This is a genomic window from Reinekea sp. (assembly GCF_046710285.1).
Taxonomy (GTDB): domain Bacteria; phylum Pseudomonadota; class Gammaproteobacteria; order Pseudomonadales; family Natronospirillaceae; genus Reinekea.
Map to the genome: position 1 here is coordinate 1 of NZ_JBKEGY010000017.1, position 13308 is coordinate 13308.

Below are 13308 nucleotides of genomic sequence, written 5' to 3' on the forward strand. Positions count from 1 at the left end.
CCATGGCGAAATGCACGCCTTTCGCATTACGCCCCAGCACAGGTAAGTCACGCGGAACGGTAGCGCCTGTTGCAATAACCACTGAATCGAATTCATCTGCTAAACGCTGCATCGAAATGTCTTTGCCGACTTCCGTATGGGTGACAAAGTTGATGCCTTCTTCAGCCATAATTTGGACACGGCGCTCAACGACTTCTTTTTGCAATTTCATGTTTGGAATACCGTACATTAACAAGCCGCCAATTCGGTCTGCTCGTTCGTATAGGGTAACCAGATGACCGGCACTGTTTAGCTGAGCAGCGGCGGCTAATCCTGCTGGACCAGAACCGATGACGGCCACGGTTTGTCCTGTCCGTTGTTTCGGTGGGTTTGCAACGACCCAGCCTTCTGCAAAACCACGTTCAATAATAGAAACTTCATGGTGCTTAATAGTCACGGGATCTGCGTTAATGCCGAGCACACAGGAACCTTCACATGGCGCGGGACATACACGGCCGGTGAACTCTGGAAAATTATTGGTTTTGTGTAAACGCAGCAAGGCTTCTTTCCAGCGACCACGGTAAATTAAATCATTCCATTCTGGAATCAGGTTATTCACAGGGCAACCTGCAACCGCAGGCGCGTATTGTGATTTACCTGACATACAAAAAGGCACACCGCAGTCCATACAACGCGATGCTTGTTCTTTAATGTCTGCTTCAGACATGTGCTCATGCACTTCTTGCCAATCAATTAACCGCTCTTTTGCGTCACGATCTTCAGGTAGCTGACGTGCAACATCGATAAAACCTGTTGGATTTCCCATCGTTTCTCCCCTTATGCTGTCGCTTTCGCTGTTGGTTTAGGTGCCTTTAAATGCTCGATGTGCATATCGAACGCCGCTGACGAGACTTCGTCTTCGGTTTGGTATTTACCTGACTCACGTGCGGTTTGCATGAACTGCTGAATACGTTTGTAATCCACCGGCATCACTTTCACAAATTGCGTCAGCGCGGTTTGCCAATCGGCTAGTAATGTTTCGGCAACATCGGAACCCGTTGCGGCCAAATGTGCCGCCACTAGAGTTTTAAGTTTTGCGGCATCTTCTGTTTCAACGGTTTCTATTTCGACCATTTCCATATTGCACTTGCCGGCAAATATATTATCCGGGTCGAGTACATAAGCCTCACCACCGGACATTCCCGCGGCGAAGTTCCGGCCCGTGGGTCCGAGGATAACCGCACAACCGCCTGTCATGTATTCACAACCGTGATCACCAACACCTTCAACAATCGCCGTTACACCTGAATTTCGCACACAGAATCGTTCACCCGCTCGACCACGAATAAAGGCCGAACCACTGGTTCCCCCAAAGAATGCGACGTTACCAATGAGAATATTTTCACTCGGCTTAAAAGGCGCTTTTTTATCTGGATAAACCACTAACTTACCGCCCGATAATCCCTTTCCGAAGTAATCGTTGGCATCGCCTTCTAATTCAAAACTAACGCCCTTTGCCGTAAAGGCAGCAAAGCTTTGCCCGGCAGAGCCATGAAACTTCACGTTAATCGTATCTTCAGGTAAGCCCTCAGCGTGATAGCGTTTGGAGATTTCATTTGAAATCATGGCACCGACAGAACGATCCACGTTACGTATGTCATAAGCAAGCGAAACTGGCGTGGCGTGTTCAAGTGCATCGGCCGCGTCTTTAATCATTTGGCGATCAATAATGTCGTCAATTAAATGCTTCTGACCTACAGACTGATACAGAGTATCTTCTTCGTTTAGCTGTTCCGCTTTAAATAAAACCGGGGCCAAGTCTACTGTCTTGAATTTCCAATGATCAACATCACTACGCGGCGTTAGGCATTGCGATTGGCCGACCATTTCATTGATCGATTTAAATCCGAGCTCGGCCATTATTTGACGTAAGCCTTCAGCCATCATGGTGAAGAAGTTAACAACATTTTCAACTTTGCCTTGGTAGCGATCACGTAAGCGTTTATCTTGAGTTGCAATACCCGCAGGGCAGGTATTCAAATGACACTTGCGCATCATGATGCAACCTTCAACAATTAATGCCGCGGTGGCTACGCCCCACTCTTCAGCACCTAACAAGGTAGCGATGGCAATATCGCGTGGGGTTTTCATTTGGCCATCGGCTTGAACGGTAATGCGCGAACGTAACCCATTTTGCACTAAGGTTTGATGCGTTTCAGATAAACCCAATTCCCATGGTAAGCCTGCGTGTTTAATTGAGCTGATCGGTGATGCACCCGTACCGCCGTCGTGTCCGGCGATCAACACCACATCGGCATAGGCTTTACAGACACCAGAGGCGATGGTACCGACACCGGCTTCTGAGACGAGTTTCACATTGACTCGTGCATCTCGGTTGGCGTTTTTTAAATCAAAGATGAGCTGCGCTAAATCTTCAATAGAATAAATATCGTGATGCGGTGGTGGCGAAATTAAACCCACGCCGGGTGTTGAACCACGCGTACGTCCAATCCAACCATCCACTTTATGACCCGGTAACTGCCCGCCTTCACCCGGCTTTGCGCCCTGCGCCATTTTAATTTGCAATTCTTCAGCGTTGGTTAAGTAGTGACTGGTCACACCAAAACGACCAGAAGCTACCTGTTTAATTTTAGACAGCATATTGTCGCCGTTTTCTAGCGGCGTGAAACGAATCGGGTCTTCGCCGCCTTCGCCAGAATTAGACTTCCCACCAATGCGATTCATAGCGATGGCTAAGGTGGTGTGCGCTTCCCATGAAATTGAACCAAATGACATAGCCCCAGTGGCGAAACGTTTGAAAATGTCCTCCACTGGCTCAACCTCTTCGAGCGGTACCGAAGGTCGATCAGACTTAAACTTCAATAACCCTCGTAGGGTGTACAATTCTTTCGACTGATCATCCACATTTCGGCAATATTCTTTAAACTGCTCGGTGCTGTTTTGCTCAGTAGCGTGCTGCAACAAGCGAATCGTCGTCGGGTTAAATAAATGGCGCTCTCCATCATGCCGCCAAGCGTATTCACCACTCGATTGCATCGCAGGCTCCATGAAAATACGATCTTCTAACGGATAACCCTCTTGATGTTTCTTTAATGCTTCCGTGGCAATTTCGTCTAAACCAATACCACCTATACGCGTCACCGTTCCGGTAAAGTATTTATCGACGACGTCTTGCGCAATTCCTAAAGCTTCAAATATTTGCGCACCTTGATACGACTGTAGGGTTGAAATACCCATCTTTGAAAATATTTTTAGTAGGCCAGAGTTCACTGCTTTTGCGAAACGATAAAATACCTCGGCGTTCGTTAAGCTTTCATCAATAGCGCCTTCATTACGTAACTCCATTAATGTTTCTATCGCGAGGTAAGGGTTAACCGCAGAAGCGCCATACCCCAATACCGTTGCAAAATGGTGTGTTTCGCGAACATCGCCAAACTCACCCACAATGTCGCAATCGGCTCGCATACCCATTCGAATTAAGTGGTGATGTACGGCTGCTGTAGCAAGCACAGAAGGAATAGCTGCATGATCGGAGTCGACGTCGCGGTCACTGAGTAACAGAATTTGATAACCACTTTCAACAGCGTCTACGGCATAGCGACAAATTCGCTCAACCGCTCGCTCTAGCTCTCCTGGTTTACCTGTAGCTCTAAACGTTGTTGGCACTGTCTTAGTTTGGAAATGCGCATGATCAATGTAACGCAGTTTCATTAACTGTTCGTTATCAAGAACGGGATGCTTAATTTCCAATTTATGACAATGTTTAGGTGACTCTTCTAACAGGTTTAAATCACCGCCAATGTAGGTGCGTAGAGACATCACCATTTCTTCACGAATAGGATCAATAGGTGGGTTCGTTACTTGCGCAAACAACTGCTTAAAATAATGCGATAAATGCTGTGAACGATCAGATAATATAGCAAAAGGTGTGTCGGTACCCATCGAACCGAGAGGTTCTTTTGTGGTGCCAACCATATCGGCCAGAATTAAATTTAAATCTTCGGTATTGTATCCAAACGCGCGTTGACGCTTTTTCAAATTATCCAGATACGGGTGCTCAACTTTTACCTCAGGCGTTGGCAATTCATCTAAGACTATTTTCTCTTGATTAACCCATTCCATATAATTCTGACTTGAGCAGATATCGTATTTCACTTCTTCATCAGAAAGAATTCGACCTTGTTTCAAATCACAGATAAATATTTTACCTGGCTGTAAACGGCCTTTTTCAACCACCTTCGCTTGATCAACAATGAGCGCGCCTGTTTCAGAACCCATCACCACCATGCCATCGTCGGTGACTAAATAACGCGATGGGCGTAAGCCATTACGGTCTAAGGTAGCACCGATCATATTGCCATCGGTAAAGGAAATAGACGCTGGGCCATCCCAAGGTTCCATAATGCAGGCATAATATTCATAAAAGGCGCGTTTAACGGCATCCATATCATCTTGTGTTTGCCATGCTTCTGGCACCACCATCATCATCGCTTGCGCTAATGGCCGACCTGACAGGACCAGTAGCTCAACCATCATATCGAGATTGGCTGAGTCAGACATGTCGCGGTCATAAACCGGTAACAACATATCCATTTCTTCACTGGTGAAGTTAATTGATTCAAACAATGACTGCCGTGCTGCTAACCAGTTAATGTTGCCTTTCACCGTATTAATTTCGCCGTTGTGTGATAAGTAACGAAACGGCTGCGCTCGACGCCAATGCGGGAAGGTATTGGTTGCAAAACGACTATGAAACATAGCCAGTGCTGAAACGGTGCGCTCATCTTGCAAATCTAAATAATATTCACGAACTTGCGCGGTGGTTAACTGACCTTTATATACAAGGGTGCGTGAAGACATGGACGCCACATAAAAATCTTCTCCAATTTCAGTGACCGTTTCATAAATAATATGGGTAGTGTAGTTACGTAGAACGTAGAGTTTACGCTCAAACTGTTGCTGTGTTTTACAGCTAGTGTTGGATACAAAGACTTGTTCAATTTGTGGTTCTTGGGCAGCGGCAGCTTTGCCGATCATGCTGTTATCTGTCGGCACCACACGATAGCCCAGCAGCGTTAAGCCTAGTTTACTGATGTTACGTTCTAATATAGCGCGACATTCCTCTCGCTTAGCATCATCGGCAGGGAAGAAAAACATACCGACACCGTACTCACCGTAAGCAGGCAGCATGATGTCTTGTTTGGCCATATCGTCAGATAGAATTTCATGAGGAATTTGTATCAATACTCCCGCGCCATCACCACTGTTTACATCGACCCCGGTACCACCGCGATGCTCCATGGTGGTCAACATGGTCAATGCATTCTGAATGACATCATGCGATTTACGACCTTTTAGATTAGCCACAAATCCGATACCACAGGCATCACTTTCAAATTCAGGGCGATATAAACCCTTATACTGATTTTTCATGTTTTTCTTCCAATCTGATTCTTACCTATCCATATAAAAACTGGATGTCTGGTCTGGGAGATGCGTCGCATTTATGAAAAGACAACGTTATTTCTCGAAACTGAGATATTAAGGATTCATAAGCTCGTGGCAACGTTCTATTTGGGGTTTACCCGACTCATATCACTAAAAAGTGAGCTATTTTTTACGTAAGTGGGCGAAAAAAAACATAACCGTCAAGTCAGCAACAACCCGCTACTGCCCTAACACCCACTAAAAATGGGCGCTTTTTGTTTTTTGAAAATGCCAGTTAAAGGTGTAAGCCCCAAGTAACAATTCAGTAATTTGCTTGGCATTCTTTAAGTGATAATTTTGCTAAACAATATTGCCATATTTGCAGATACCCATAAAAGCGGTTAAATTCGCCCCTGACTAGAAAAATGAACTCTATTTACAGTCGTATGACTTTCAAAACATCACAAAATACATAACCCCTCAATGAGAGAATTCCATGTTTAAAAAAGTACTGCTCACAATAATAGTTGGCTTAATGACAACGACGTTGTCGGCCTTCGAAGCCGACCAACTAAATAGAGTCAATCTTGTTAACAACACAGACTCTGAGCTTTGGTATGTATTTATCTCCCCTGGAGACAGTGAATGGTGGGGCCTTGATGCGCTTATTTCTGAAGGCACGTTCAAAGATGGCGATGTTCTGAGCTTCAACATACTCTACCCGGACGATGAAAATTACTTCGATATTATGGCCATTGATGGAGAAGGTAATGCCTTTGTCCTTTTCGATTTATTGATTAAAGATGGCGAAGAAGCCAATATCACTCTCGACGCAAGTATGCTTGATGAAGATATGGACGAACTTTCATTTACTCAAGTTAACATCGAGAACACCACCGACAACGAGATGCAATATGTCTTCATTTCATCCAATGACTCAGCAATGTGGGGGATTGATTTCCTCGGTGTCGAGCAAAATTTAGGTGCCTATGAAACGCTGAATTTTCTTGCCCCTATAGTAGAAGGCATTGTCACTTATGACATTATGGCTATTTATGAAGATGATAATGAATACACTGAATCATTTGACATAGACTATGACGAATTAGATAACGACAGCGTTTACACTCACGCGATATACATCGATAGTGATTACTATGATGATAGCGATGACTACGACGACTCATACTTTGATACCAGTGAATTAAATAACATCAGTATTGTTAATAACACTGGAACAGAAATTGTTCATGTTTTCGTCTCTCCTGGAGACAGTGGCGTGTGGGGCCTTGATGCCCTCGGTTCAGAAATCACCTTCGCAGACGAAGAAACATTGAGCTTCGACTTACTGTATTCAGACTACGCAAATCACTTTGATATTATGGCCGTTGATGGAGATGGTAATGCCTTCGTTCTTCTCGATAAGCTGATTAGCGATGGCGAAGAAGCGAATGTTATTCTCGACGCCAGCATGCTTGAAGAAGATAAAAATGATATGACATTTGCTGAAATCAAGATTGAAAACCCGACCGTCAATGAAATGCTGTATGTCTTCATATCGCCTAGCGATTCAGAAAGCTGGGGTATTGATTTCATGGGCACCGAGCAAACATTGGGGGCTCATAGTTCGCTGAACTGGGCTGTTCCTCTGTTAGATGATGACTCGATTTATGACGTTATGATCATCGACGACGAACGCAACAGACACATTGGTGAGCTAAAAATAGGCTGGGAATTCGATGAAGACAGTCTTTACACCTACACGATCGGCGAGGAGTTATCAGAAGATGAGTTTGAATATTTTGAAGCACCAAGTAGACCTCGAGGTTCAAGACCTAGAAGAGGAGATTAAAATAACTGTTTAAAATTTAAAGGCTTAATTTAAATAGTTTTAACCAAACTGAAGGCTACTGCTGCTGGGCTTTAAACTGCGTCGGCGAGAGCCCTGTCCAGCGTTTGAAGGCTTTAGAGAATGCACTTTCGTCGCTAAACCCTAAAGTAATAGCGATGGCGTACAAGGGCGAATCTGTTAAGAACATACTCTTTGCAATAATACTGCGCACGTCGTCAGCAACACTGCGATAAGTACAACCTTCATGCGATAAAAGCCGGTTTAAATGCCGACCGCTAACGTGCATAGCATCGGCCACCTGGTCCTTTGACCAATCAGGGTGCTTATTCAATATCATCGAGACTTTTTTGGAGACTTCGTCTAATTTAAATTGTTTCAATTTATCATCGGCTAACTGTCGCATTTGTTGATTAACCAACGTGTTAGCTTGCATCAAGGGTGTTTCAAGATGTTCGCGGCTAAACACGATGGAATCTACTGCTTGGTCAAAATAAACCGGGCAACCTAATTGCTGGTAACGCAAGGCGTCACCTATGACTGGGTGTGCAACATTAACCGCTATCGGGTGCGCATGACCACCGGTTAAATATCGACTGAGAGTAACCAGAGCTGAAAGAACCGTTTCAACTCGCTCCTCCCTAACAGCCTTATAAAATGGCGAGTAAATAAGTTGCACACCCTTAGGCGTTTCTGTCGATAAAAACTCACCGCCCTCACTGACTAGGGGGTTGTATGTAATCAATGCATCTAGAGCATCTTCTAGGGTATCGCAGCTTAATAACAAAAAACCGATCAAATCTAAGCTACCTGGCTGGATAGTCAGGCCAATCTCTAGTCCAAAGCCGGGCTTAGTGTTTTCGGCCACCAGTGATGTCCAGATTTCGTCTTGAACAGCCATAGGAATGCGGTCTTCACCTTGGTAGTGACTTACCCTTTCAAGCACTGCGTTGGGTATGGCAATGCCCTGCACTTCCATTGCTCGTATGACCGCGCGGGTGAAGTGTTGTGTGATGGTTGGCTTATTGCCATTACTCTCTTGTCGAATCATCTGTCTCTTAATAACCAATCATGGTCTCAAATAACCAATTAGTAATAGGATAGTATAGGTATAGTGGCTGGACACAAGAATAACAATAATCATTTCTATTATGAGCACCACGCCGTGCCCATGATGTTTAGGAGAGAGTATGTCAATACAACACTCAATAGAACGACCCTATGCCGTTATTGGTGCGGGGCCAATGGGCTTATGTACTGCAAAACAACTGTCACAACTAGGCTTGCCTTGGATTGGCTTTGAGCTCAATAAAGGCGTAGGCGGGCTCTGGGACATAGAGAACCCTCACAGCACCATGTATAAATCGGCTCATTTGATCTCATCAAAGCGTAAAACAGAGTTTGCAGACTTCCCAATGGCTGAAGATGTGCCAACTTACCCAAGCCACCACCACTTAAAAGCCTATTTTAATGATTATGCCGATCATTTTAACCTAAAGGCAAACTACCGCTTTAACACCAAGGTATTGGAAATAACCAAACAAGCTGACGATCATTGGATAATTAAAACCTGTGACGCCAATGATGCGAATAGCATTCAAAGTTTTGATTGCGCAGGTGTACTTATTGCCAATGGTACCTTACACCAGCCAAGACGCATTGAATCACCCGGTGAATTTGCGGGCGAACGCATTCACAGTGCTCATTACAAATCGGCTGATATTTTTGCAGACAAACGCGTGCTGATTGTTGGGTGCGGCAACAGCGGTTGTGACATTGCTGTTGACGCTGTGCATCGAGCTAAATCGGTTGCGATGTCAGTGCGCAGAGGTTATTACTTTTTACCTAAGTTTGTTTTGGGGCGGGCGATTGATACGCTCGGTGGCGCTGTTAAGTTACCGATGAAGTTAAAACAAATAGTCGATGGCTTAATCATCAAAGCCTTAATTGGTAAACCATCGGATTACGGGCTGCCTAACCCAGATTACAAGCTGTATGAAAGCCACCCTGTTGTGAACTCAATCTTTTTGCATCACATTGGGCATGGTGATATTGCCCCAGTCGGCGATATTAAAACTGTGAGTGGCAACACCGTAACGTTCAAAGATGGCAACGAAGCTGAGTTTGATCTCATTGTGGAAGCCACCGGCTATGATTTGCATTATCCCTTTATAGACCCAGCCTATATTAATTGGCAAGGCGCTGCACCGTCATTGTTTTTAAATGCCTTTAGCCCTGTTGAATCAAATATCTTCGTGATGGGCATGGTCGAAGCTGCAGGCCTTGGCTGGCAAGGTCGGGATGAGCAAGCTAAGTTAGTCGCCCAATACCTTTTTCATAAAAAAGCACAGAACAAAATTGCCGACACCTTTGATCAGGAAATCAAAGAGCATTACCAAGAACGCTTCTCAGGCGGCCTACGGTATCTACAACTCGACAGAATGGCCTACTATGTACATAAAGAAACCTATTTAGCGCAGTTAAGTAAGTATCAAAAGCTGCTAGAAGTAGACGACATTCAATTAAATAATGTGGAAGTAGCCAAGGTATGATTGATTCAATAGAGAATGTACAAATCGCCTTTAACCCCGCCAGCCTAATTGCGTTAAACGGTATACTTGCATTAATGATGTTTGGTGTTTCTTTGTCACTCACCACCAATGACTTTGTGCGCATAGCAAAGAACCCTATTGCACCTATTGTTGGTTTGGTCGCTCAATTTATTTTACTGCCTGCACTGACTACACTGCTAGTTTGGTGGTGGGATATTCATCCGCAACTTGCCTTGGGGATGATTTTAGTAGCTTCTTGCCCAGGGGGAACATTTTCAAATTTAATGACCTACTTGGCAAAAGGAAATGTTGCGGTTTCGGTTTCTATGACCGCGGTATCCAGTTTAGCTGCTACCGTTATGACGCCTTTTAACTTTTTCTTTTATGGAAACCTCAACCCACATACTTCTGACTTGATAACGGAAATAGCCATTTCACCAATGAGTGTGTTTTTATTGACCTTTTTAGTATTAGGCGTACCGCTAATTTTAGGTATGCTTGTTGGCAGTAAGTTCCCTAACTTCAAGACCAAAAGTGAACGGCCGTTTAGAATATTATCATTAGTCGTATTACTGGCTTTCTCTGCCATTGCTTTTGGCAGCAATATGGAGGTTTTCTTAACCTATATGGCGAGCTTTGCCGGTTTAGTCATGTTGCACAATGCATTGGCTTTGTTGATAGGCGGCGGTGCTGCACGGCTTGTTAGGTTAAACCGACCTGACCGTAAAGCCGTTACCTTAGAAGTCGGCATTCAAAACTCGGCAATGGGTTTATCTATTTTATTTACCTTCTTTCCAGAATATGGCGGCATGCTAGTCATTACCGCCTTCTGGGGCGTTTGGCACTTGATAAGTGGCTTAGCCTTATCTTTTTATTGGTCCAAAACCTCTCACCGAGATTTTCCTTCTGCGAAGGAAAAAACACTATGAAAGTACTAATAACAGGCGCTTCTGGCTACATTGGTCAACTAGCGGGTGCTCAACTTACGAAACAAAATATCAAAACGATAGGGCTCGACATTCATGTGCGTGAAGACAGTCCATTCCCTATTTTTAAAATGGACATTTTAAACCCTGAACTAAGTACCTGGCTGAAAGAAAACCAAATTAGCCATGTTGTCCACTTAGCTTCGCTATTGCAGACAACAGGTGATAGACAACGCGACTTTGAAATAGATGTCGGTGGCACACAAAATGTTTTAGATGCTTGCATTGCAGCTAACGTTAAACACATAACTGTTACTAGCAGTGGCGCTGCCTACGGGTATTACAAAGATAACCCAGAGTGGTTAACTGAGAGTGATACGATTCGCGGCAACTATGAATTTCCATACTCTTGGAATAAGCGCAAAGTAGAAGAGATGCTGGCGGAGTACGGCAACAAGCACCCAGAATTAAAACAACTGATACTTCGCCCCGGCACAGTACTGGGAGCAAAAACACGCAACCTAATCACCAATTTATTTATGAAAAAACGCATCATGGCGATTCAGGGCTCAGACTCACCCTTTGTGTTTATTTGGGATCAAGACGTCGCCGCTATTGTCACCAAAGGTGTCATGGAAACAAAAGTCGGTAAATTTAATTTAGCAGGTACCGGTGCCTTAACCATTGGAGCTATTGCTAAAAAATTAAATAAACCACTATTAATGCTTCCTGCTTGGCTGATAAAAACAGCTTTGTTTTTCGGTCACAAAGTTGGGGCGACACAGTACGGTCCTGAACAAATTGATTTTCTACGCTATCGCCCTGTGCTTGATAACTCCGCTCTGATTAATGAGTTTGGTTACCTGCCTGAGAAAACCAGCGAAGAAGTGTTTGACTTGTTTGTCGATAACCTAAAGTGAAACCAATGCCAAGCGTAAATAAAAATACAGATAACCATGTAGCCGTCGTGACGGGCGCAGCAGCGGGGTTAGGCTGGGCTTTGGTTCAGCGGTTGCTTCAAGATAGCTGGCAGGTCTTGCTGATTGATAGGGATGAGCAGTTGTTGCACTCTCGGTTAGAAGAATGCGAGCAGAGCAGAGCAAATATTCATATTCTTGCCGTTGACCTATTAGAGCCCGATGCAATCTTTAAAGTAAAATCAGCCGTAGCAAATACCTTCGGAACCATAAACTTACTCATAAACAACGCCGGTATTACCCACCGATCTCTGATAGACATTACTGACACTGAAGTGTTCAAGCGCGTAATGGATCTAGATTACCGAGTGCCCGTTGAACTAACGCTGGCATTAAAGCCATTGATCTGCGAAAAACAACCAGGACAACAATCGGGTGTTATCAATATTGGTTCTATGGCCGGGTGGATGCCCGTCGTAGGTCGGGCAGGATATTGTGCTGCAAAATCTGCATTGAGCCAGTTTTTTGAAACATACCGAGCCGAACAGCTGTCAACCGACCCGCATATTTTAATGGTCTACCCGAGCTTTCTAGCGACAGACATTGAAAAGAATGCACTTGGCCATGATGGCAAACAAGCGCAACACCAACGAACGTCCGTCGGTCATATTACCAGTGCAGAATCGATGGCGGACCTAATTATTATAGCGTTCACCTTACAAAAACCTAGGTTATTCCCAGATAAGTTTACCGCAGCATCGGCAATGCTTTATCGGCTTAGTCCAAGCTTTTTTATGAAGCTAATGAAAAATAAATTTTCGGATGAATTATCAAATGGTAGAGCACAGATAACTTTAATGAATGGAGCAAAGCATGATTGAGTCGATCTATTGGCTAGCCCTTGCCATCGCTCTAGCATGGACCATTGAAGCAGCGACCGGCTTTGGAAGTATTGTTATTGCCCTTTCAATAGCAGCCTTATTTTTACCCATTGAGCAAGTAGTCCCAATTTTGGTGGTGTTGAATATCACAATGACAATCCCGATGGTCATTAAATATCGCGATCAGATAGATTGGCCTATTTTGCTTAAATCTATTTTACCCTTGATGAGTGCGGGTGCCATTACTGCTTTGTTGCTGGCACCCTATGTTGATGGCCGTTGGTTGCCTATTGGCTTTGCTTTGTTGGTACTGTGGTTCTCTTCTCGTTCATTGCTTATGCTATTAAAAACGTCTACCTCTCCTAAGCCGAATCGACCCTGGCAAACTAAAAGCTTGATTTTTTTAGCCGGTATTACACATGGTCTGTATGCCTCAGGTGGTCCTTTGCTGGTTTATAGCTTGAGCGGTAGTCGTTTAAGTAAGAGCCAATTTAGGACCACATTGATAACCGTTTGGGCAAGCTTAAACACCCTAATGGCCATCTGGTTTATAGCAACCGATACCATGACCAAATCAACTTGGGTCTCCATTTTGGTATTAATACCTATTGTGTTCATCGGTGCGCGATTAGGGGCTTGGTTGCACCACAAAGTGGATGAGCAGAAATTTAAGTTAATGGTGGCCGTTCTATTGGTGTTGACTTCAATTTTGCTAATCATTAAACAAGTATCGTGATTCGACCTTCGCAATCCACA

Annotated in this window: 9 protein-coding genes; 6 read left to right on the forward strand and 3 right to left on the reverse strand. The window is 44.3% G+C overall.

Annotated elements, in window-relative coordinates; all coding sequences use genetic code 11:
* Both ACI882_RS12330 and gltB read right to left on the reverse strand, forming a co-directional pair.
* Positions 1-805, reverse strand: an 805-nt coding sequence (locus ACI882_RS12330; protein WP_411748506.1) for a glutamate synthase subunit beta, incomplete at its 3' end; no start/stop codon positions are given.
* Between the two features lie 11 nt (positions 806-816).
* A complete protein-coding gene (gltB, locus tag ACI882_RS12335; RefSeq protein ID WP_411744874.1) occupies positions 817-5433 on the reverse strand; it encodes a glutamate synthase large subunit in 4617 nt (1538 codons plus the stop codon).
* Between the two features lie 490 nt (positions 5434-5923).
* Here gltB and ACI882_RS12340 point away from each other — a divergent pair, with 490 nt between their 5' ends.
* Positions 5924-7279, forward strand: a complete 1356-nt coding sequence (locus tag ACI882_RS12340; RefSeq protein WP_411748507.1) for a hypothetical protein — start codon at positions 5924-5926, stop codon at positions 7277-7279.
* A gap of 55 nt (positions 7280-7334) precedes the next feature.
* Here the strand turns inward: ACI882_RS12340 and ACI882_RS12345 are convergent, their stop codons facing one another.
* Complete coding sequence (locus tag ACI882_RS12345; protein ID WP_411745983.1) at positions 7335-8327, reverse strand: AraC family transcriptional regulator; 993 nt, start codon at positions 8325-8327, stop codon at positions 7335-7337.
* A 139-nt stretch (positions 8328-8466) separates the two neighbouring features.
* On the opposite strand from ACI882_RS12345, the gene ACI882_RS12350 reads away from it, so the two are divergent.
* From ACI882_RS12350 to ACI882_RS12370, 5 genes are read left to right on the forward strand one after another with little or no spacing between them, the layout of a single operon-like run.
* Complete coding sequence (locus ACI882_RS12350) at positions 8467-9828, forward strand: flavin-containing monooxygenase (RefSeq protein WP_411745984.1); 1362 nt, start codon at positions 8467-8469, stop codon at positions 9826-9828.
* Positions 9825-10757 carry a bile acid:sodium symporter family protein gene (locus tag ACI882_RS12355; protein ID WP_411745985.1) on the forward strand — a complete coding sequence of 311 codons (933 nt, stop codon included), beginning with the start codon at positions 9825-9827 and terminating at the stop codon, positions 10755-10757. The genes ACI882_RS12350 and ACI882_RS12355 overlap by 4 nt, the downstream gene beginning before the upstream one ends.
* Positions 10754-11674 carry an SDR family oxidoreductase gene (locus ACI882_RS12360; RefSeq protein ID WP_411746852.1) on the forward strand — a complete coding sequence of 307 codons (921 nt, stop codon included), beginning with the start codon at positions 10754-10756 and terminating at the stop codon, positions 11672-11674. Before ACI882_RS12355 ends, ACI882_RS12360 begins: the two co-directional genes overlap by 4 nt.
* Positions 11675-11679: 5 nt before the next feature.
* Positions 11680-12552: an SDR family NAD(P)-dependent oxidoreductase gene (locus ACI882_RS12365; RefSeq protein ID WP_411745170.1), complete on the forward strand. Its 873-nt coding sequence runs from the start codon at positions 11680-11682 to the stop codon at positions 12550-12552.
* Positions 12545-13288 carry a sulfite exporter TauE/SafE family protein gene (locus ACI882_RS12370; RefSeq protein WP_411745171.1) on the forward strand — a complete coding sequence of 248 codons (744 nt, stop codon included), beginning with the start codon at positions 12545-12547 and terminating at the stop codon, positions 13286-13288. The genes ACI882_RS12365 and ACI882_RS12370 overlap by 8 nt, the downstream gene beginning before the upstream one ends.
* The last annotated feature ends 20 nt before the right edge of the window (positions 13289-13308 follow it).